Consider the following 22,089-nt stretch of genomic DNA (forward strand, 5'->3'; position numbering starts at 1 on the left):
GACTTGCCATCGGATGGCACAACCCCTACACTTTTTATTGAACGATCATTCAAAATAAAGAGAGCAGCATGCCAAAAGTTGGAATGGAGCCTGTCAGGCGTCAGCAATTGATCGAAGCGACCATCAACGTGGTCGCCAACGTCGGATTGCAAGCCACCACCATTAACCTTATCAGTCGCGAAGCCGGATTGTCCTCCGGCATCATCAGTCACTATTTTGGTGGTAAGCAGGGTTTGATCGAAGCAACAGTGCGCTATCTGCTCGACCAGTTAAAAGTCAATTTGCTGGCCGCGCTGGCCAATCAGAAATTGACCCCATTGCAACGTTTGATGGCGATTGTCGAAACCAACTTTTCGCCAGTACAGCGGGCGCCTGCAGCGACCAAGACCTGGTTAAGCTTCTGGGCCCAATCATTGCACGACCCTCAACTGGCACGTTTACAGGATATCAATAAGAAGCGTCTGGTCAGCAACCTGCGCTATGCCTACCGCCAGGTGCTTGCCAGAGAACAAGCCAGCGAAGCGGCGGAAATGACGGCGGCACTGATTGATGGGTTCTGGCTACGTTGTTCACTGAGTGAGGCCGACGACAAACGTTTTGATCAGGCTGTTGCACACTGTAAACGCTTTATTGAAACCCAATTACCTGCCACCCACCACTGAGCTTAAGCGGAGACCCGAATGCCCTCGTCTGAGTTGTACAATTACATTCACGGCCAACCGATGCCCAGCCCTTCAGCCCCCTGGTTTGAGGTCATAAATCCCGCCACAGGCGCTACGGCTTACCGTGCACAAAGTGCCGATGACGCCCTGTTCGAACAGGCCATCACCAGTGCCCAACAGGGACAAGCGGAATGGGCGGCAATGCCAATGGTAGCCCGCTCCCGGATCATCAGCCGCGCAGCCCAATTACTGCGTGAACACAATGACGCATTGGCCGCGATTGAAGTTGAGGATACCGGCAAGCCCTGGCAGGAAGCCTCGGTCGTGGATGTTGCCACCGGCGCAGACGCACTGGAGTATTTTGCGCATCTGGGCCAATCCCTGCGTGGCGACCAACAACCCGTGGGTGATGATTTTTATTACACCCGACAAGAACCCTTGGGCGTGGTGGCCGGCATCGGTGCCTGGAACTATCCGTTACAAATCGCTTGTTGGAAAGCTGCACCGGCACTGATTGCTGGCAATGCCATGGTATTCAAAGCCTCGGAAGAAACCCCACGGGGTGCCATCAAGCTGGCGGAAATATTCACCCAGGCAGGCGTCCCCAACGGGGTGTTCAATGTGATTCAGGGCGCAGCTGACATTGGCCGCCGGTTAACCACCGATCCACGAATCGCCAAAGTGTCTTTTACCGGCGAGGTCTCTACCGGCAAAGCGGTGATGCGTGATGCAGCTGGCAGCCTCAAATCAGTGACCATGGAACTGGGTGGTAAGTCACCTCTGATCATTTTTGACGACGCCGATCTGGAACAAGCCGTGTCCGGAGCCATGCTGGCCAACTTTTATACCCAGGGTGAGGTGTGCACTCACGGCACGCGTGTGTACGTCCACGAATCCCTGTACCCGGCTTTCGTGGAGCAACTGCTACACCGTATTCAGCACAACGTCGTGGTAGGCGACCCGATGGATCCGGGTACCAACATTGGTGCATTGATCTCTAAAGCCCACCAGGACAAAGTCATGTCCTACATTCGCCAGGCCCAGCAAGACGGCGCAGTGTTACGCTGCGGCGGACAAACGGTCCATCCCGAGGGCTTTGAAAACGGCTACTATGTGGCGCCCACGGTGTTTACCGACTGCCGAGATGACATGCAGCTGTGCCGAGAGGAAATTTTTGGGCCGGTCATGGCGGTGCTGACCTTCAACGATGAGCAGGATGTCATCCGACGCGCCAATGACACCGACTATGGTTTGGCTGCCGGTGTCTTTACCCGTGACATTCAACGTGCTCATCGGGTAATCCATCAATTGCAGGCCGGCATTTGCTGGATAAACGCCTATGGTAACTCTCCTGTTGAGATGCCTGTGGGGGGTTACAAACAATCGGGGCTGGGCCGTGAAAACGGCGTTGAAGCCCTCACTGCGTATACCCAAACCAAATCCGTCTACGTGGGCATGCAACCCATCGATAGTCCGTTCTGATGTCTTTGCAATACGACTACATCATTCTTGGTGCCGGTTCTGCCGGTTGTGTGCTGGCTAACCGGTTGTCGGCCAATCCGGCCAACCGGGTGCTGCTGCTGGAACAGGGTGGCTCCGATCGCAGCATCTTTATTCGTATGCCAACCGCCTTGTCGATCCCCATGAACACCGACAAATATGCCTGGCAGTTCCATACCCAGCCGGAACCTTATCTGGATAACCGCACAATGCATTGCCCACGCGGCAAAGTATTGGGTGGCTCGTCCTCCATTAATGGCATGGTGTTTGTACGCGGTCATGGGCGGGATTTCGACGAATGGGCCGAACACGGTGCCAAGGGGTGGGACTATCAATCCTGCCTGCCCTACTTCAAGCGCATGGAAGACTGGATGGGTGGCGAGGATGATTATCGTGGTGTCGATGGGCCGGTAGCCGTCAACAATGGCAATAATATGCAGAATCCGATGTATCGGGCCTTTATCGACGCAGGACATCAGGCCGGCTATCCCGTCACCGCAGATTACAACGGTGCACAGCAAGAAGGCTTCGGCCCCATGCACATGTCGGTAAAAAATGGCCAGCGTTGCTCAGCCGCGGTGGCATACCTGCACCCGATAACGTCGCGGCCGAACCTTCGCGTAGAAACCGGTGTGCTGATTGACCGCGTTGTCCTTGATAACGGTCACGCTGTGGCAGTGGAATACTACCAACATGGACAACATCGACGGGTTAACTGCGACAAAGAGATCATCGTCAGTGCCGGCGCCATCGGATCGCCGGCTATCCTGCAGCGTAGCGGTATTGGTGTCCCCGACGCCCTCAAAGCCGCCGGTATCAATTGTGTTCATGCACTGCAAGGGGTTGGACAAAACCTGCAGGATCACCTCGAATTCTATTTTCAGTACCGTTGTCTGGCACCCATTACCCTGAACGGTCAGTTGGACTGGTGGCACAAAGGCTTGATTGGCGCACGCTGGTTACTCACCCGAAAGGGGCTGGGTGCCACCAACCATTTCGAGTCCTGTGCTTTCATCAAATCCCGCCCAGACGTTGAATGGCCGGATATTCAGTACCACTTCCTGCCTGCGGCCATGCGCTATGACGGTCGTTCGGCATTTGATGGTCATGGTTTTCAGGTACACGTTGGCCACAACAAGCCCTTCAGCCGGGGTTGGGTCAATGTGGCGAGCAGCGATCCGGCCGCCGCCCCCAAAATCCAGTTCAATTATTTACAGGATCAGCGCGATATCGAAGCGTTTCGTGCCTGCGTGCGACTGACCCGGGAGATCATTCAGCAGGAGGCCTTCGCGCCCTACAGAGGGCCGGAAATACAGCCCGGTGAAGGGGTGCAATCGGATCATGAGATTGATCAGTTTGTACGCCAGGCCGTCGAGAGTGCCTACCATCCTTGTGGTAGCTGCCGTATGGGTGACAGTGCCGATCCCGGCGCGGTGGTGGATCACCACACCCGGGTCATTGGTTTGCATGGGTTAAGGGTCGTGGATGCATCCATATTCCCCACCATCCCTAATGGTAACCTGAATGCACCGACCATGATGGTGGCCGAGAAAGCTGCCGACCATATCCTGTCTGCACAAGGAACATTGTCATGACGTTGTGGCTCAGCGCCGGGATGTTGTTCACACTGCTCGCGGTGGTGATCATCCTGCTGGTGTACGGGCGACGCACCTTAACCGGCACCCAACCGGTTTCTCTGCTGACCTTTGTGGCGATTCTGTTCACCTCGGGGCTGGATGTGGGACTGGTGATGTTTCCCCTTACCGAGTTTCCTCAGTATGCCGATACCGCAGCCAACCCGGAATATGCGTTTACAAACCCGCTGGCAATAGAATTCGGCTTCTGGGGATTTCTGGTCTGGGCGATTTACTTTCTGACCTGTTTTTATTTCTGTGCCATCGAGCCTCGGCTGGGGTTCTTCCGCATCCCGCTGATCAAATGGTTGAACAATCTGGTGATCATTGGCACCTGTGCCTTTACCGCACATTTGTTGTTGGTCAACCTGGAATGGTATCTGCCTGGTGTTGCCCAATCCGACATCGCCAAGCCGGTGTTTTACACCATTGTGTTTACCACCATTGCCCTAGCAGTATATTCCTCGACTCACCTTATCTATATCAAAGTGTTCAGCGTTGCCACGACCTTGTTGTTTATCATGCTGATCCTGTTGCTCGGCTCCCACAGCGCAGTCGAGCACGACGCCAGTCTGCAAGGCTATTGGCGATCGGTGCAACTGTTGAGCGACTACTTTACACACCTGCCGGATTTTATCCTGCCAATGAACAGTTACCATAGCTTTTACCTGTTCTGGTGGTTCGCCTGGAGCATTATGATCGGCCAGTTCACCGCGCGTTTCGTCGGTGGCCTGAAAACCTATCAGGTCTTTCTGGCCATGTTGGTTCTGCCTTCAATCCCCATTGCCTTATGGTTTGCCACCTTGCATCACTACTATGTGCGAGACTGGTCTACCCAGGGACTACTCAATTACGCCATGGTGTTTGTGGGCGTAACCTTTGTACTCAATTCACTGGACTCCCTGATCCGTCTGTACGGCGACAACCTGTCGCTCACTCTGTCTCGGCTGGGTCCTGCGCGCTATGCAGTCTTGCATGGCGGTATGCTCTGGGCACTGACACTGCTATTCACGCTGGGTTTTATGCGTATTCAATGGATCGGCGCATTGGTGATCGGCTTGTTCTTTCTCTGTGCCGTATATGGGATTAAATCCTTGCGCGCTTTTCAACAGCAGGACTAAGAGCACTTTTACTGTGCAAGGATTACGCAGGATGGGCGTCAAACACCTATATTTAGGGGGAAGCGACCAAAAGGGGATGCTGTCAATGCGTAACTTCAGTGATGTTAAAGCCTTGCTAAAGCACAACCAACAATTTCATGCACATAATGCCGAGTTTTACACCAGCCTGGCCCGCCAGGTTATTGATGAACGGGTTAAGATGTTGTTGTCCAGCCTGGTGCGCCACGAGGTGGAACTCAGCAGAGAGTTAGAAGTCTACTTACAACAGGCGCCGCAAAGTATTTTGAACACTTACTTTCAGTATGATCATGAACAGAATACCGATGACCTATACCGTACCGAACTGGCACCCAGTCATCTCAATTCGGAGGAAGTAGAAAAGCTCGCCCATCGGCTGGATGACTATTTATGCATGTTGTACCAGGAGATGATTGCCGCGGCAGGCAACCCGGCAGTACAGGAATTATTCGATAATCTTCACCAGCACATGCAACTGGAAAAACGACGCCTAACCCTTGGTATGCACGGGATGTGGGACTGTTGACCGTGAAAACCCGGCCCGAAGCTGACCAAATGGTCAACTTTGTGCATTGACAGTGGCTTTGAGGCGGTTGAAAATGCTGCCTGCAGAGCGGGAAGGACTCTGTCAAAACAATAACTACAGTGCGGATTGCCCCGCCGAAATGGAAAAAATGATGAAAACGAAACTGCTTGTGTCGGCCTTGGCCGCGTTGTCTTGCGCCGCCCTACCTACAATGGCTGCAGAAACGCCCAAAGCCATTAAAAAAGCCCAGCTAAAACTTCCTGTCAGCCCCAAAATTGTTGGTGGTGAAGAAGCGCAGGAAGGTGATTTCCCCGCTATCGTAGCGCTGGTTGCCACCTATCAGGAAGTCCAGACGTCACTCAGCGTTGATGGCGTTGACTACGCATCTCAGGCATTTAATTTTGGCCCTAGTGGCTCTGCGACCGGCGAAGTGGTTGATTGCGGACTCGGTGGGGACGTGTGTGCCGATGTAAACGGTAAAATCTGTCTGATTGAGCGTGGTGAATTTAATTTCTCCGACAAAGCCGACAACTGTGAAGCAGGTGGCGGTATTGGTGCCATCATCTACAACAACGACGTTGGTGATATTAACGGCACCTTGGGCGAAGACTTTGCCGGTGGCATTCCAGTGGTTGCAATCAGCCAGGACGACGGCAAGGCGATCGCGGAACTCGACGCGCCAACGGCGACCATTGAAGTGGCTGAATCTTCGACTCTGGTACAAGACTCCAGCTGTGGCGCAAGCTTCATCGGCGACAAGTGGGTATTGACTGCCGCACACTGTGTCGAGGGCGTATCCCCTGACAGCATGAAGGTCAATATTGGCGAATTTGATTTGCGTGACGGTGCCGAGAACGCCATCGATATCGCCAACATCTACATGCATCCCCAATACGATGCCGTGGCGCTGAACTACGATATCGCACTGCTTGAACTGACAGAGTCTGTTGATGCACCTGTTATGACACTGGCGGACAAAGCATCCACTGATCAGTGGGCAGCTGAAAATGCCACCGTCACTGTTGCTGGCTGGGGTGGCCGTCTTGGCTATGCGCCGGGTGAAGGCCCTACCGGCGACTTCCCGGACATCCTGCATCGCGTGGATATGGAACTGCGCACCAACAACGAATGTGCCACAATCCTTGGCGACAGCTTTGGCGTGCCCGGCGCAACACCTGAAGAAGCGGGTATTACCGATGTTATGCTGTGTGCCACGGTACCCGAGGGTGGTAAAGGTTCCTGTCAGGGTGACAGTGGTGGTCCGCTGATGGTCAGCACCGGCGCAGGCTGGGAGCAGGTTGGTATCGTCAGCTGGGGCTACGGTTGTGCCGCGCAAGGCTTCCCAGGTGTTTATGCCCGGGTTGCCGAATTACGCGGTTACGTCGATGCTGTCACCAGTGGTCTGGTGATCAACAACAGCCCTGACCTGGTACTTGCGCCGGTAGGGTATGCGCAGCAAGCCACACTGACCTTGACCAATAACAGTGATATGACCGTGTCTCCCACCGTTGCAGTGGAAGGCAGTGACGACGTGTTGGTCGACACCGCCGCCTGTACCGATCTGGCTCCGGCCAGCAGTTGTGAACTCAACGTCAGTGTTGCCGCCAGTGCAGCCGGCCAGCAAACGGCGACGCTTGTCGTAGATGCAGGCATGGACATCGCTACCAGCGGTGTAACGTTCAGCTTCGACTCACTGGACACATCCACAGAAGCCGATGGTGTCGCAGGGGAAAGCAACAGTGCCGTAAGCTGGTTCTCAGGCGGCGATGCACCGTGGGCTGCCAGCGATGTTGAGGGCGTGGTTGCCGGTATCATCGATCACAGCCAGAGCTCTTCTCTGCTGGCGCAGATTGAAGGTGAAGGCACCGTGACCTTTGACTGGTCTGTGTGTTCAGAAGAAAACACCGAAGCGCCAGATGATGCGGCAGAAGTGTACGATGCCATGTTCCTGACCGTAAACGGTGAGCTGACCGACTTTATTGCCGGCGATGTGGATTTCACCAGCAAATCGGTTGTACTGGGTGAAGGTACTCACCTGATTGAATGGACCTTCAGCAAAGACGGTAGCGTCACCGAAAGCTGTGGTACCGCAGGTGAAGTCGCCGAATTTGCCGCCGTTCGCCGTGTTACGTTCACGCCGAAAGCGACCCCGGTAGCACCGCCTACGCCACCGACCGATTCTGGTTCCAGTGGTGGTAGCCTGGGCTGGTTGAGTCTGGCGCTGGTCGGCTTGCTGGGTCTGCGTCGTCGCATGCACTAACAGCAACCGTCGTAACAAGCTAAAAAAAGCCCGGCCATATGGCCGGGCTTTTTGTTATCACTATAACGAATTGAGTATCTGCTGTGGCTCAATTCGACGATTCGTTACCTTTCACCTGCTGCCAGGCTTCCTCCATTTCTTGCAAAGAGGCATCTTGCAAGCGACTGCCCAACTGCGCTTCAACCCCACGAAAGCGCCGTTCAAATTTGCGGTTCGCATCCACCAGCGCCTGCTCGGGATTCACCCCGACGTGACGAGCCAAATTCACCACCGCAAACAACAGATCGCCGATTTCCTCTGCCAATGCAGTGGTATCCATCGACTCTGCTGCCAATTCCTCACCGCACTCGTCCACTTCCTCGCGAACTTTGTCCAGCACCGGCAACGCAGAGTCCCAGTCAAATCCAACCTTGGCGCATTGCTTTTGCAGCTTCTGCGCGCGCAACAACGGCGCCATGCCGGTGGGCACGTTGGCCAATATGCTGGTATCCTGATGACCCTTCTGCGCCCGTTCCTGCTGCTTTATCGCTTCCCATTGACGGTGTAAATCCTGTTCATCGACCGACTGATTGGCAAACACATGAGGATGCCGTCGTTCCAGCTTGTCAGCAATACTGCCGGCAACCCGTTCAAAATCGAAAGCGCCCTCTTCCTGACCGAGTTGGGCATAAAACACCACCTGGAACAGTACGTCACCGAGCTCGTCACAAATGTCTTCCCGATCGCCTGATGCGATGGCGTCGGCCAATTCATAGGCTTCTTCCAATGTGTGAGGCACAATGCTGGAAAACGTCTGGGCCCGATCCCAGGGACATCCACCGTCAGGATCTCGTAAAGCCCGCATAATGTTGAGCAAACGCTCGGTTTGCGGCAATCCGGCCATATCAGCGATCCAACCTGATCACATCACTTACTCCTTTAACCTGTTTCAGCCGGGTGATGGTTTTGGACAGGCTGTTGAGATCTTTGACCTCCAGCCGGAGCTTGATTTTGGCGGTGTGATCCTGAGTATTGCTGAGGCTGTTAACCCCCAGTAAGCCAACTTTTTCGTTCGCCAGCACGGTAGTAATGTCGCGCAGAATACCGTCGCGATCAGCACTGTAGACGTCCACTTCCGCCTGGAAAGCACCGGCATGCTCATTGGCCCAGTTGACATCAATCTGACGCTCCGGGTGCTGATCCAACAGGTGCTGCAATTGCTCACAGTTTTCCCGGTGCACACTGACACCACGTCCCTGGGTGATGTAGCCCTGGATCGGGTCGCCCGGCAACGGCTGACAACATTTGGCCAGTTGACTCATCAGGTGACCGACACCTTCCACTACCACACTGTCTTTGGCGGTTTTGCCTTTAGGGGTCTTACGCGCTTTGAGACGGGGATCGATTTCGGGTGGCGGGGCATGCAATTGCTGCAGAAAATTAACCACCTGCATGATGCGTACATCACCACCACCAACGGCGGCATACAAGTCATCCAATGAATGAACATTAAAGCGCTCACAGGCTTTCACGGTTTCCTTCAACGGGATACCGGCCTTGGTCAGTTCATGTTCCAGCATGTCCTTGCCGGCTTGCAGGTTCTTGTCACGATCCTGCTTCTTAAACCAGGTATGAATTTTGGCCCGCGCGCGGGAAGAATGCACATAGCCCAGGCCCGGATGCATCCAGTCACGACTGGGGTTGGGTTCGCTGCCGGTCAGCACTTCGACCTGATCACCGGTCTGCAATTGATACGTGAAGGGTACGATGCGTCCACTGACTTTCGCACCGATGCAACAATGCCCTACGTTACTGTGAATGTAATAGGCGAAATCCAGCGGCGTTGAGCCCAATGGCAGGTCGACTACGTCACCTCTGGGAGTGAACACGTAAACCCTATCGTCAAACACCTGGCTGCGCAGCTCTTCGACCAGATCTCCTGACTCAGCCACTTCTTCCTGCCATGACAGGATTTTACGCAACCAGTTGATCTTGTCTTCGTACGCGGAGCGTTCACTGCTGACACCCTCTTTGTATTTCCAATGCGCTGCGACACCCAGCTCAGCGTCCTGGTGCATTTGCTGGGTACGGATCTGAATTTCCACAGAACGCCCGGCGGGACCGACAATCACGGTATGAATCGACTGATAGCCGTTCGGTTTAGGGGTTGCAATGTAATCATCAAACTCCCGCGGAATATGTTTGTACAGTGAATGCACCACACCCAGCGCCCCATAACAGTCCTGTAACCGTTCGGCGATAATACGCACCGCGCGGATGTCAAAAAGCTGTTCAAAGGTCAGGTGCTTTTTCTGCATCTTTTTCCAGATGCTGTAGATGTGCTTGGGGCGTCCATAGACCTCGGCGCGAATATTGGCATCATCCAGCGCCTTTTGCAGGTCGGCGACAAAGGTCTTAATGTACGACTGGCGATCAGCACGGCGTTCATCCAACCAACCGGCAATTTGTTTGTAGGTCTGTGGGTGCAGGTAGCGAAAAGACATATCCTCCAGCTCCCACTTGAGCTGGCCGATCCCCAGACGATTCGCCAAAGGCGCATAGATGTTGGCGCACTCCCGCGCCACCAGTACACGGGTTTCTTCGTCGGCATCTTTGAGTTGCTGTAGCGCGCAGATACGCTCTGCCAACTTAATCAGCACCGCCCGCACATCTTCTACCATGGCCAGCAGCATGCGACGAATATTATCAATCTGACCTTCATCGGCTTTGCGGCCGTTACGGGCATGCAACGATTTGATCGCGTCCATCCGTCGTACACCACAAACCAGCTTCTGGATCGCCGGTCCGAACTGCTCACCGACCTCTTCATCGGTCAACTCGTGCTGCTGACAATAGGGAAACACCAATGACGCCTGCAGGGTTTCATCGTCCATGTTCAGCTCGTGCAGTATTTCAACCATCTCCTGCCCGACCAGTAAAATGTCCGGGGTCTGGGAAATGCTGCGTAACTTGTCCTTGGTGGACGCTTTCAGCTTCAGGCTGTCCAGCCATTCTTCAAATGGCGGACGGTCGGGTTTGTGCACCTTACGGATAGAAACCATGGTGTAACAGATCCTCGTTGCGTGTTCAGTGCTTACGCACAAACAGTGCCATCAATTCAGTGTGCGCAGTTTGTGGGAACATATCCATCAAACCGATTTTCTCCAGTGTAAACGGGCCATCCAGTAATACCCTCGCATCCCGTACAAAGGTTGCAGGATTGCAGGACACATACAATACATGGCTATGGTGGCTATTGGCCAGTGACTGACAGGTTTCGTAGGCACCTTCTCGGGCCGGGTCCAGCAACACTTTATTGAATCCGTTATCGCTGATCGGCGCGGCCAACTGCTCAGGCTGGCTCAAGTCAGCCACGTCAAAACGCGCATTATCAATGCCATTTTTAAGTGCATTGCTGTGTGCCCGATGCACCATTGTGGTGATCCCTTCGATGCCCAGTACCTGTTCACAGTGGCCTGCCAGCGGCAGACTGAAATTACCCAATCCACAATACAGGTCCAGCAATCTGTCCGAGGGCTGCAAGTCCAGCCAATGTGCGGCCTGAGCAACCATGCGCTGATTGATTTGGCGATTGACCTGCAAAAAGTCACTGTCGGTCACCGTCAGGTGCAATTCACCATCCGGTGAATAGGTCATGGGTGCATCATCGTCGCCCAGCACGGTATGATTTTCATCGCTGTGTTCCAGCAACACCCTGCACTCATGTTGTTGGGCAAATTCCCGCCACAACGCAATATCCGCCTCACCCACAGTGCGAGTTAGCCGCACGCTGACCTGGACACGGTTTTCGCCGGACAACAAACTGATGTGTCCGATGGCCATTGGCGCCTTCAGATCATCCAGTACCCGATGCAACGGTAGCAGCAATGCATTCAGTTGCGGTTCCAGGATAGGACAACTGTCAACGTCGACAACCGTTTTACTGCTTTGGCCGCGAAAGCCGAGCAAACGTTGATCCGGTCGCCGGGCATCGACGGCCAGACGCGTCTTACGTCGGTACGCCAGGGGTTGCCCACTCAAAGGCGCTTGCCAAGGTACATCAGCCAGCGCGCATTGGCGCTGCAACAGACTTGTCAGTGCCGATTGCTTGTGCACTAACGCTCGCTCAGGGTCGACGTGCTGCAACTGACAACCGCCGCAACGTCCAAACAGTGGACAAACGGGGGTTATCCTGTCCGGTGACGGTGAGTGAATATGGCTGACATGCCCTCGCCACAGGCGTTTCTGACGGTCATCCACACGCACATCCACCCGCTCTCCCGGCAAGGCGCCATTGACAAACAACACCGGCTGATGCCCAGGCACGACGCCAACACCGCGGTGATCCCAATGGTCTATCTCAACATGGTTGACCGTTGCAGGGAGGTTGCGAGCGGGCTGCTTGCCCGGTTTAAACACCCTTGCCATATCAACGCTGCTCTAAAATAACAGTGGCCGTGGCATAGCGCTGTTCATCGGCGATCGATAACCAGCTGTGCGTGATGCCGCGCTGCTCGCACAGCGTTGCAAAATGACCATTAAAGCGCAAAAACGGCTGGCCATTGTCGTGATTCCCCACTTCAATGTGTTGCCAGCTGATGCCGTTACCAATGCCAGTGCCCAACGCTTTGACCGCCGCTTCTTTGGCGGCAAACCGTTTGGCCAGAAACCGCGCCGGGTAACGATGCTGGCGGTAGGCTTCCAGCTCATTGTCAGTCAATACCCGCTGGGCCAGGCGCTCAGATTGCTCCACATGACCGGCAATACGGGCGATTTCAACGATGTCAGTACCTATCCCACAGACACTCATGCGCCTCGTCTCGCCTCCTGCATCAGCGCTCGCATGTCCGCCACTGCACGATGCAAACCATCGAAGGCGGCCCGGGCGATAATGGCGTGACCAATATTCAGTTCAATCACTTGCTCGATGGCCGCGACAGGCTTGACGTTGTGGTAGTGCAGACCGTGACCGGCATTGACGTTCAAACCGATGCTGGCGGCATACTCGATGCCCTCGCGCAACTTGGCCAGTTCTTCCTGCTGTTGGCTTTCACTGGCAGCCTCTGCATACTGCCCGGTGTGAATTTCAATGTAGGGTGCACCACACGCCTTAGCAGCATCAATCTGGCCACGCTCTGCATCGATAAACAGCGACACCTGGATCTCTTCGGCTGCCAGCCGACCACAGGCAGTACGAATTTTGTCAAACTGACCCGCGACGTCGAGCCCGCCCTCGGTGGTCAACTCTTCACGCTTTTCCGGTACCAGGCAGCAAAACGCGGGACGCACTTCACTGGCGATCATCAGCATTTCCTCGGTCACCGCCATTTCCAGATTCATACGGGTATTCAGCGTCTGGCGTAACAGGCGCACATCACGATCGGTGATATGCCGCCGGTCTTCACGCAAATGCACGGTGATACCATCTGCACCCGCCCGTTCTGCCACATCGGCGGCGTGGACCGGATCCGGATAATGGGTGCCACGTGCATTGCGCAAGGTGGCGATATGATCAATGTTCACACCGAGCAGGATATCGTTTCTCATCGTCGCTCCAATTGGATAAATAATTCTCTGCTTTTCAACGGCTTATCGCCGATCAGGGGATGCAATGCCAACCGCATGACCTGTTTGGCACAACGTAAACTGTCAGGCCCCCATCGACGTTCAGCCACATCCAGCAACAGTTGTCCCTGCCACCGGGCATGGGCGCCGGTTCCGGCCACAACAAACCCCTGTTGGGCCATGTACGTGTATGTTTGTCCGGGATCTATCTCAGTCCCCGTTTCAGCATCATGTTGCCAATCAAAACCATAGCCCAAGTCCTCCAACAACACCCACTCAAATTCCCGTAATAAGGGCTGCAAAGGTGCACTCTGGGCCAGCGACAGCAAACTGTGCTCGTACTGGGCATACAGTGCATCCTGGGCGACCTGTGGCAATAACACACGATTGAGCAATTCATTCATGTACATACCACAGAACAAGGCTTGCTCCCGCAACGCCAGGCGCGGCCCCAGGCTTTCAACACTGCGGAGATTTTTCAGTTCATGGCGACCGTACAGGTTGACTGACAGCGGCTGAAACGGCTGCAAAAGGCTTTTTTTATCACTTTTACTGCCCCGCACCCCTTTACACACCAGCGTCATTTTACCCCACTGACGGGAAAACAAGTCGACCAGTAGGCTGGTTTCCCGATAAGGTCGGCGATGCAGCACCCAGGCGTCAATGGCACTATCCTGAACACTCATGTGCGTTTAATTCTCACCACATTCATGATTTCAAACGGCATGCCGGCCACCGTCTCGTGACTGGGGTAATACGTCAGATTAACCCGCGCGCCACGCAATGATGCATACTGGCCTTTACGGCGAAACCGAAACGGTACGTCAATGCCATCCAGCATCAGCGTGTGCACAACCCAGTCATCGTCATCACGTTGCACATGCGAGACCACCTTGAGACCTTCGCTGTGGGTAAGGGACGGGTGCTTGTCGAGCAATTTTTTAACGCTTTTCGCGCTCATACGCCGCTCATCGTTTGATTCTGGGTTTCAGCTAACTGGTGTATTGCGGGCGCTTAGGATACCATGCCCGATGAAACTATTGGACATAGAAACAGGGATTTAGCGTGAAAAAAGTCCTCACCGCCAGTATCACGGCCATGCTGTTGTCGGCCTGCGGCGGCCCACCGGCAAAAACCGACTCACAACGCTTTCGTGACCAGGCCGATGCCGATGCCAACCACATTGTTGACAGCACCCGACACTGGATCAAAAACGACACTTTCAGCAACCCACAGGAACACCTGGCAGAGCTCGTGCTGATCCAGAAACGCTTGCGCGAGGTCCGCAAAGTCTACAGCGCCAAAGGGATCACCGAGTGGCAACTCGACGGCTACCAGCAGATACAACAGGACATTGATGGCACCCTGCCACACCTGGCAACCCATGCAGAAGACTTATTACGTGAGTTGGTCGACCGCACAGAAGCGTTGCGAGCCCAAATAGAAGAAGTAAAAAACCGTCCATACAGCGCCCAACATATGGATCCCACCGGCATGGTCAGCCGCTTGTCGGACGAATATAACAACGCCATCGAAACTTGCTGCACCGCTGCACTGGCCGACATCCGTCGCCTGTTGGTGCGCGACAAAACCCGCTATGCAGATCACCTCGCACTGCTTAGCAACCTAACCCCGGCGCTGGAAAAAATGATCCGCTCACCCGAACACATTGCCGATTTCCGCCAGCGCATCGACGCGCTGCCTGACGTTCACCCATAAAAAAAGCGGGCCAATGGCCCGCCACTCTCGCCCGTGTATAACCCGTAAGGCTCAGGGAGACGCCACCTCGCAGGTATCAGACCAGGTTTGGCTGGCAAACACATAACAACCATCACGCTGACGGGACAAATCCGCCGTCTGCCCACCGCTGCCAGTGTTTGCATCATTGAATATCAGGTTGGCAGAGCGCACACCGTCAGGCATCTGAAAAAAGAACCAGCCCCCTGCCAACGCCGTCATCACTTCACCGGGCCAGGCGGTGCCAGCAACGCTACCCGCATTCCAATAGTGGATATGAATGTCATTGCTCCAGTCCGCCGGTTTTTGAAAGTACACGCGCAATCCAGGCAAACTGCATGAATCACTCCAGCTCGCTAACCCGATGTCGTAACAACCATCCCCCTGACGGTACAAATCGGTGGTCTGTTGCCCCTGACCGTCGTTAAAAATCAGGTTGCTTTGGTCAACCCCGTTGGGCAGTTGCAACTGATACCAATCATCGCCAAGGGCGGCCATCGGGGCACCAGGCCAGCCAACCGAAGCTTCCACCGGGGATGTGTTCCAGTAGTACAGGTTCACGGTACTCCAGTCAGCGGGCTTTTTCACATTCACCACCATACCGGGCTGATTACTCGTACCCGCCTGAGGGTTACAGGGATAATCGCCCTGCAGTGCGCCCTGAGGCTTGACCAATACGGTCGCTGTGTGCGCCGGTACGGTGTAGGTTTCGTGATCAATCAACACGCCCTGCTGGGCACTGTCTGACGACACCGCCAGTAATGGATGCAGTGAGCTTCCGGCCGTACCCGGCACGGTGATCTGCAGCGCCTGATCATCGGCATTGAACAGCACCAACAGGCCGTCAACCTGAGGATCAAGATCGACACCACTGCACTGGCCGTCACTCAATGTCATCGCGATCAGTCCCGGTGTCTGAGCCGCGCCGGTGTTGTGAAAGGCCAGACGCGTGTGCACGTAGTCGGCATCGGACAATCTGAACAGTGGGCTTGAATAGCGCACCTTGAGCTGCTCAATGAACAGATCATGGGCACGCTGCTGGTGCGCAGGCGTGACCACAATGTTGCCGTTGGCAATGATGTCACTCATGGTTTGCCAGCGTACCTGATTGTCCTGCGCCAGCGGCAAACCGGCGGCCCACTGATTGTCCTGGGCACTGAAATCGACACGGTTAAACCAGTCACCGGAGTTGTAGGAGTTACGGTCCAGCGACTTGCTGCGCAACAGATCGGTGCCCATCTGATAGAACGGCACCCCTTGGCCGTAGTTGATCAACGCGGTACTGAGCATATGCACCCGCACCCGGTCATCCATACTCATGCTGTCGGGCAGCTTGGCCTGGGTATTGTCCCACAGGGTTTCGTTGTCGTGCTTATCCACGTAGTTAACCGACTCCTGCGGATCCAGGGTATAACCCACACCGCCGTAGCTGACACCGGTGTTAGCATTGCCACTGTGGTCAATAAACGGATAGGTTTGCAAATTTCCGGCCAGGCCGATGCGGATACGATCGGCCTGATCATTCACCCCGCCGCCACTGACGTAACCGTTGGAAAACAGTTCGTTGCCGCTGGTCCAGCCCTGGGCCCGCCCGCTGTCTGTGAAATTACCGCCCCGAACGGCACTGCGCAGACGATCATTGAACGTGCCAATGTCGGTGCCGGCCATATTGAACTGGGTGGCCTGTTCAAAGCGCTGGTTACCAGCCACTTCGCCGAAATCCCAACCCTCACCGTACAAATAGACATTGGCGCCATCAACGCCGTCTTCGGCCAGGGTCAATTCTGCGAGCGCCGCTTGGGCGGCCAACATCGCCGACTTGGGAATGTGGCCCATCAAATCAAACCGGAACGCGTCAATTTTGTAGTAGCGCGCCCAATGCACCAGGGTATCCACCATCAGTTTTTCCATCATGCGATGCTCGGTGGCGGTATTGTCACAACAGGTACTGTTTTCAACCGCACCGCTGATCGGATTGAGGCGGTGATAATAGCCCGGCACCGTTTTGTCCAGCACGGAATTGGACCATAAACCCGAGGCTGAGGTGTGGTTGTAGACCACATCCATCACCACTTTCAGGCCAATTTCATCCAGTGCCTTAACCATCTGGCGGAACTCCAGAATTCGCGTGATGCCGTCAGGTGACGTGGCATAACTGCCCTCCGGGGCATTGAAATGAAACGGATCGTATCCCCAGTTAAAACTGTCGAGGTTGACCATTGCCCCGACAAGGGCCTGGATATCCTCAGTGCCGGCGTCGGTATCTCGCAACGCCTGCAACACGTCAACGATGGGGGTTTCCCCGTAGGTGTCACAGCGAGACTGTACGACGTCATCTGTCGACAGGCTGCACAGGCGACTGAACGGGTCGGCAATATCGACCCGATGATCAGGGTTCTCATCCACCGACGAAATATCAAACACCGGCAATAGATGAAAGTGACTCAATCCGGCCTGTTGCAGACGTTTGAGATGGGCCATCCCCAATGACAACGCAGCGCCGTTTTCACCATTATGGGTAAAGGCGGTGTATTTGCCCCGATCCGCGACCGGTACACTGGTGTCGTGCTGGGAGAAATCGCGCACATGACCTTCGTACAAGGTGATGTCCTGTGCCGACGGCAGTGCCTTATTGATTGACCACCAATCGGTGGGTGCCAAAGTACTGTCACTGCTGGTCATGTCGACAAACTGGCTGAAGCTGCTGTTAGCCGACAAGGTCACCGAATACGGGTCGGTGACTTCATAAAACTCAATGCTGTTGGAAACGGGGTGATAAACGGTCAGGGCAAAGCGGTAATACTGGCGATCCCAATCCGCGCTACCGTTAAAGGTGTAAGCCCCCTGAGAAACCGCATCGGCGCTGTGGCGGGCCAGTTCATTGCCGTCGCTATCGTAACGCACCAGTTCCACCGATTGCGCCGTTGGTGCCCACAACGTAACCGACGGCACCCCTTCGGCATACTGCACACCAAGGTTACCGTCATAGGCAAACAACGTATCCAGTGCACCTGCACGCTGCACACGGGTTGCCTCGAGCAGATTGCCGCTGCTGTCAAAAGCCGCCGCCACCAGTTGTGCCTGAGCCAGCGTGCCATTTTGTGTGGTATCGCTTAACTGGAAAGACGCCCAACCCGCCAGGTGTGGGTAGCGTTCCTGCAATGCAACGGACAGACTGCCGCTGTTGGTCAGCGACACATAGCCATCTTCTCCCACCATCGCACCGGCTTCGACATCCAATGTCGCGTTCATCGCATAGTACAGGCGATATTGACTGGCGCGGCTGTCTGCCACCTGCCAGGCCAGTGTCTCGCCGCTCAGCCAATGGGCGGCCTGATTGACAATCTCCACCCCACTGTCGCTTGGCACCAGACACGACTGACGCCAGCGGTCACCAAATTCTCCGTAACACCCGCCGTTTTCACGGTATAAATCGGCGGTTTGATTGCCTTGCCCATCATTGAAAATCAGATTGGCGGCAGTCACGCCCTGGGCGAAGGTATAGCTGTACCAGCCTTCACCCAGAGACACCATTGGCAGGCCCGGCCATGAAGGCGCATCCGGGGCATTGAAGAAATACACATTGAGTGCACTGCCCCAATGATCCGGCTTGTAGAAATAAACGGTCATGCCCGGTTGCGGTGCTTCGCAGGTATCTGTCCAGCCTCCCTCCAGGGTGTAGCAACCATCGCCGCTGCGTGACAAATCTGCCGTCTGTGGCTGGCCTGCATTGTTAAAAATAATGTTGGATGCCTGTACGCCATCGGGCAATTGATAGCTAAACCAGTCATCGCCCAGAGCCGTCATTGCCTCACCCGGCCATCCCACACTGGCGACATCATAAGGCGATGTAGACCAATAGTAGGCGTGGGCGTTGGACCAGGCCGCTGGCTTCTTGAAATACACCGTATAGCCGGGGATTGGGCAACTGTCGGCCCAACTGTTGCTGTCAAGGTCGTAACAGCCGTCACCCTCGCGATACAGATCACCGGTCTGATGTCCGTTGCTGCCGTCGGTTTTATCATTGATCACCAGATTGGTTGCCGTCACACCGTCCGGGAGCTGAAAGGCGTACCAATCATTACCCAACGCCGACATCTCTTCGCCGGGCCAGGTCGATGCCCCGCCATCGTACCAGTAGTGCACATTCGGCACGTTCCAGTCTAACGGGCGACGGAAGTATACTGTCATGCCTTGTGGCAACACATCGGTGACGCAGCTGTCCTGCCAATTCCCACCGACATAGCACCCGTTCTGCGTACGGTAAAGATCACCGGTCTGGTTACCCTGTCCATCGTGGAACAACAGATTGGCACTGTCGCCATTGAGGGGAAACTGGTAGCTGTACCAATCATTGCCCTCATCGGTCATTTCGATACCCGGCCAGTTGGTTCCTGCCACCGGCTCACTGTTCCAGTAATGGATGTACAGGGTTTCAGCCCAGGTGGCAGGGCGTTTAAACAACACCTTGATCCCCGCAACCGGTGGCGTGCAATCGCTCAACCAGGCCTGTTCGACATAGCAGCCATCACCCTCGCGGTACAAATCGGTGGTTTGCTGACTACCGTCATTGAAAATCAGATTGGCCGCGTTGACGTCATTGTCAAACTGGAAACGGTACCAGCGCTCACCAATCAGGGTCATGGGTTGCCCCGGCCAGTCGGTCGCCGACTGACCCGGCGTATTAAACCAATACACATTAACATCGCTGCCCCAATCTGCCGGTGCCTGGAAATACACGGTCATGCCCGGCTCAGGGATGTCACAGCTGTCCTGCCATGCCTGCTCGACATAGCAACCATCCCCCTGACGGAACAGGTCTGCGGTTTGCTGGCTGCCGTCATTGAAAATCAGATTGGCCTGGCCAACACCGTCGTCAAAGGTAAATTGATACCAGTCATCGATGACGGGGGTCATGGCAACGCCGGGCCACTGGACGTCAGCCTGCGGCGCACTGCCAAACCAATAGATGTTCACCTCGTCACCCCAGTCTGACGGCTTTTTGAAGTACACCGTCATGCCTTTCACCAGCCCTTTAGTGACGGTTACTTGTGCGCTGTTACTGGCTTGGCCATAGCCATCCACGGTGGCATAGAAAGTGATCTGACTGTCATCAGGCAGCATGGATACATCGGCGAACACCCGATAGTCCGCCGTCAGATCGGTACCCAGTGGCTGAAGAGGGCCATCACCCACCTGCATGGAAAAGTGAACCCGGTACAAGGGAACCGGCGAATCATCACCACCGCTCAGTTGTGCTTGCACGTCAACAAGACCATTGACCAAATCGCCTTCGGATACATTGGCAAAACTCACCGTTGGCAAATTTTGCGGCAACGCCAGCACCTGATTGGACAGATAGACCCTGGCACTCAGACCCGGTACTTCCAGCTCCATCTCTGCGCCCTTGATTGCGGGCTGGTTGCGTGCCATCGATGGCCACACCTGATTGTAGTGGCTGGATAAAGCAGGCAGGGTCAGCGACTGAGGGTCGGTCGACGTATTGATGGCAATCACCGCCTCACGCGCTTCGCCGGGAAGAATGCGGGAGGTGACGAACAGTCCCGGTGTTGACTGGCTGTAACGCACAATCTGCGTACCACGACGCAATGCCTTGACTTGCTTTTTGATCCGCGCCAGGTTGCGCAGATGATTGTACAGTGGGTGACGGCGGTCAAAGTTATCATCTGCCGTTGTTGCCTCAGTACCCAGCAAGTCGTTGTCGTTGTAGCTGGCAACGCTGGACGGCATCATGTCTTCACGGGCCTCGGCATCGCCACCATCCCCCGTGAAGCCCTGCTCATCACCGTAGTAAATCACCGGCACACCTCGACTAAAGAACATCAGGGTTTGCGCCAGTTTGGCGCGCGCCAGCTTCTCTACCTCGCTGATCGGCATCTGATCGATGAAGTGACCAATGCGACCCACATCGTGGTTGCTGACAAAATTCATCAGGTGATTGGCCTGGGTATCCGCATCCAGATACCCATCGTCCTGGGAAAACACCCAGGCCAGGCGGTCAGTGCCCTGGTAGTCACTGACTACGTCTTTGAACGCATAGTACAAGCCAAAATCCAACACCGATGGGAAGGTGGCTTCCCGGGTAAACGTCGACAAACGCGCCGGAGCGCCATCGAACACTTCGCCAAAAATGAAAAAATCGTTGATACCCTGCGCTTCGGCGTGGGCCTGTATGGCCGGAACCCATTGCTGCCACAAGCCGACGTCAACGTGTTTTATGGTGTCGACGCGGAACCCGTCGATCCCAAAGTCGGTGATCCAGCCTTTGAAAATATCAATCATGCCGGCGATGACCGTCGGATTTGCGGTATCCAGATCGTCCAGCCCGAAGAAGTCACCGTTCAGGGATGACTCGCCATCAAAGGTACTGTCGCCCTGATTATGGTAGTACGCCGGATCGTTCAGCCAGGCCGGCGACTTAACAGCCTCTTCTCCGGCGGGGATAAACGGCGTGTAAGGTGTCGTTTGTGCTTCGGCAACGGTTTTGTACGGACAGGAGGACAACCCCTCAAGCAACGCGCCGCTGGCATCGTGACATTCACTGAACTTGATCACGTCTGCGGTATGGTTAATCACCACATCCAAAAACACCTTCATCTTATAAGCGTGGGCGCGGGAGACAAACGTGTGCAAATCGTCGTTGCTGCCCCAATGGGGGTCTACCTGCGTGTAGTCAGTGGCCCAATAACCATGATAGCCGGCACTTTGCCCTTGCACGGGCTTGTTCACAAACGGCGGACTGATCCAGACGGCCGTCACGCCGAGGGTTTTCAGGTACGGTAGTTTCGCGGTCAGACCGGCCAGGTCTCCGCCGTGATAAAAGCGGCTGTCAGTGGCATCAAAGCCATGCTGGTATTTACCACCATTGATGCCACCGGTGTCATTGGTGTTATCTCCGTTGGCAAACCGATCAGGAATGACAAAATAAAACACCTGGTCCTGAATGACATCGCCCGCAGAAGATTGCGGTTGTGCTGCCAGTGAAAGTGAACTGACTCCCAGCATGACCATGCTGAAAATCCAACCTTGAATTACCCTGTTCATGTGTCCCTCGCTCATCCGAAGA

15 protein-coding genes are annotated in these 22,089 nt (G+C 55.0%); 7 read left to right on the forward strand and 8 right to left on the reverse strand.

All coding sequences use genetic code 11. From position 1 onward, the window contains the following. Positions 1-68 precede the first annotated feature (68 nt). The 6 genes from betI to LJ739_RS16095 all read left to right on the forward strand — a co-directional run bounded on the left by betI (position 69) and on the right by LJ739_RS16095 (position 7,721). Positions 69-662 (forward strand): transcriptional regulator BetI, encoded by a 594-nt coding sequence (gene betI, locus LJ739_RS16070; RefSeq protein ID WP_229162152.1) that lies wholly within the window; start codon positions 69-71, stop codon positions 660-662. A gap of 18 nt (positions 663-680) precedes the next feature. Then, positions 681-2,144 carry a betaine-aldehyde dehydrogenase gene (gene betB, locus LJ739_RS16075; protein ID WP_229162154.1) on the forward strand — a complete coding sequence of 488 codons (1,464 nt, stop codon included), beginning with the start codon at positions 681-683 and terminating at the stop codon, positions 2,142-2,144. Next, entirely contained in the window at positions 2,144-3,757 is a 1,614-nt protein-coding gene (gene betA / locus LJ739_RS16080) for a choline dehydrogenase (protein WP_229162157.1), read from the forward strand. Before betB ends, betA begins: the two co-directional genes overlap by 1 nt. Further along, positions 3,754-4,917, forward strand: a complete 1,164-nt coding sequence (locus LJ739_RS16085) for a BCCT family transporter (protein ID WP_229162158.1) — start codon at positions 3,754-3,756, stop codon at positions 4,915-4,917. The genes betA and LJ739_RS16085 overlap by 4 nt, the downstream gene beginning before the upstream one ends. Before the next feature lie 85 nt (positions 4,918-5,002). Further along, positions 5,003-5,461, forward strand: coding sequence for a hypothetical protein (locus tag LJ739_RS16090; RefSeq protein WP_229162159.1), 459 nt, complete (start codon positions 5,003-5,005; stop codon positions 5,459-5,461). 151 nt (positions 5,462-5,612) lie between these two features. Further along, complete coding sequence (locus LJ739_RS16095; RefSeq protein ID WP_229162160.1) at positions 5,613-7,721, forward strand: trypsin-like serine protease; 2,109 nt, start codon at positions 5,613-5,615, stop codon at positions 7,719-7,721. Positions 7,722-7,809: 88 nt separating this feature from the next. On the opposite strand, the gene mazG is transcribed toward LJ739_RS16095, so the two are convergent. The 7 genes from mazG to LJ739_RS16130 are packed head-to-tail and all read right to left on the reverse strand — an operon-like array spanning position 7,810 to position 14,226. Then, entirely contained in the window at positions 7,810-8,604 is a 795-nt protein-coding gene (gene mazG / locus LJ739_RS16100) for a nucleoside triphosphate pyrophosphohydrolase (protein ID WP_229162162.1), read from the reverse strand. Between the two features lies 1 nt (position 8,605). Then, positions 8,606-10,762 carry a GTP diphosphokinase gene (relA, locus tag LJ739_RS16105; protein WP_229162164.1) on the reverse strand — a complete coding sequence of 719 codons (2,157 nt, stop codon included), beginning with the start codon at positions 10,760-10,762 and terminating at the stop codon, positions 8,606-8,608. A gap of 25 nt (positions 10,763-10,787) precedes the next feature. Next, complete coding sequence (gene rlmD / locus LJ739_RS16110; RefSeq protein ID WP_229162166.1) at positions 10,788-12,128, reverse strand: 23S rRNA (uracil(1939)-C(5))-methyltransferase RlmD; 1,341 nt, start codon at positions 12,126-12,128, stop codon at positions 10,788-10,790. Between the two features lies 1 nt (position 12,129). Further along, a complete protein-coding gene (gene acpS / locus LJ739_RS16115) occupies positions 12,130-12,510 on the reverse strand; it encodes a holo-ACP synthase (RefSeq protein ID WP_229162168.1) in 381 nt (126 codons plus the stop codon). Continuing rightward, on the reverse strand, positions 12,507-13,247 hold the full coding sequence (gene pdxJ / locus LJ739_RS16120; RefSeq protein ID WP_229162170.1) for a pyridoxine 5'-phosphate synthase: 741 nt from the start codon (positions 13,245-13,247) through the stop codon (positions 12,507-12,509). Before pdxJ ends, acpS begins: the two co-directional genes overlap by 4 nt. Next, complete coding sequence (gene recO, locus LJ739_RS16125; RefSeq protein ID WP_229162172.1) at positions 13,244-13,951, reverse strand: DNA repair protein RecO; 708 nt, start codon at positions 13,949-13,951, stop codon at positions 13,244-13,246. Before recO ends, pdxJ begins: the two co-directional genes overlap by 4 nt. Beyond that, positions 13,948-14,226, reverse strand: a complete 279-nt coding sequence (locus tag LJ739_RS16130) for a hypothetical protein (RefSeq protein WP_229162174.1) — start codon at positions 14,224-14,226, stop codon at positions 13,948-13,950. Before LJ739_RS16130 ends, recO begins: the two co-directional genes overlap by 4 nt. 104 nt (positions 14,227-14,330) lie before the next feature. On the opposite strand from LJ739_RS16130, the gene LJ739_RS16135 reads away from it, so the two are divergent. Further along, a complete protein-coding gene (locus LJ739_RS16135) occupies positions 14,331-14,984 on the forward strand; it encodes a hypothetical protein (protein WP_229162176.1) in 654 nt (217 codons plus the stop codon). 51 nt (positions 14,985-15,035) lie between these two features. Here LJ739_RS16135 and pulA read toward each other — a convergent pair whose 3' ends face one another. Continuing rightward, positions 15,036-22,067 carry a pullulanase-type alpha-1,6-glucosidase gene (gene pulA / locus LJ739_RS16140; RefSeq protein WP_229162178.1) on the reverse strand — a complete coding sequence of 2,344 codons (7,032 nt, stop codon included), beginning with the start codon at positions 22,065-22,067 and terminating at the stop codon, positions 15,036-15,038. Positions 22,068-22,089: the final 22 nt, after the last annotated feature.

Source organism: Fluctibacter halophilus, from assembly GCF_020687825.1.
GTDB classification, from domain to species: Bacteria; Pseudomonadota; Gammaproteobacteria; order Enterobacterales; family Alteromonadaceae; genus Fluctibacter; species Fluctibacter halophilus.

What these genes read in the sequence shown, in the direction of transcription:
- rlmD (WP_229162166.1), bottom strand. Translation starts at nt 12,128, where the DNA reads ATGGCAAGGGTGTTTAAACCGGGCAAGCAGCCCGCTCGCAACCTCCCT.
- LJ739_RS16095 (WP_229162160.1), top strand. Translation starts at nt 5,613, where the DNA reads ATGAAAACGAAACTGCTTGTGTCGGCCTTGGCCGCGTTGTCTTGCGCC.
- pdxJ (WP_229162170.1), bottom strand. Translation starts at nt 13,247, where the DNA reads ATGAGAAACGATATCCTGCTCGGTGTGAACATTGATCATATCGCCACC.
- LJ739_RS16090 (WP_229162159.1), top strand. Translation starts at nt 5,003, where the DNA reads ATGCGTAACTTCAGTGATGTTAAAGCCTTGCTAAAGCACAACCAACAA.
- acpS (WP_229162168.1), bottom strand. Translation starts at nt 12,510, where the DNA reads ATGAGTGTCTGTGGGATAGGTACTGACATCGTTGAAATCGCCCGTATT.
- recO (WP_229162172.1), bottom strand. Translation starts at nt 13,951, where the DNA reads ATGAGTGTTCAGGATAGTGCCATTGACGCCTGGGTGCTGCATCGCCGA.
- betA (WP_229162157.1), top strand. Translation starts at nt 2,144, where the DNA reads ATGTCTTTGCAATACGACTACATCATTCTTGGTGCCGGTTCTGCCGGT.
- betB (WP_229162154.1), top strand. Translation starts at nt 681, where the DNA reads ATGCCCTCGTCTGAGTTGTACAATTACATTCACGGCCAACCGATGCCC.
- LJ739_RS16085 (WP_229162158.1), top strand. Translation starts at nt 3,754, where the DNA reads ATGACGTTGTGGCTCAGCGCCGGGATGTTGTTCACACTGCTCGCGGTG.
- betI (WP_229162152.1), top strand. Translation starts at nt 69, where the DNA reads ATGCCAAAAGTTGGAATGGAGCCTGTCAGGCGTCAGCAATTGATCGAA.
- LJ739_RS16130 (WP_229162174.1), bottom strand. Translation starts at nt 14,226, where the DNA reads ATGAGCGCGAAAAGCGTTAAAAAATTGCTCGACAAGCACCCGTCCCTT.
- mazG (WP_229162162.1), bottom strand. Translation starts at nt 8,604, where the DNA reads ATGGCCGGATTGCCGCAAACCGAGCGTTTGCTCAACATTATGCGGGCT.
- relA (WP_229162164.1), bottom strand. Translation starts at nt 10,762, where the DNA reads ATGGTTTCTATCCGTAAGGTGCACAAACCCGACCGTCCGCCATTTGAA.
- pulA (WP_229162178.1), bottom strand. Translation starts at nt 22,067, where the DNA reads ATGAACAGGGTAATTCAAGGTTGGATTTTCAGCATGGTCATGCTGGGA.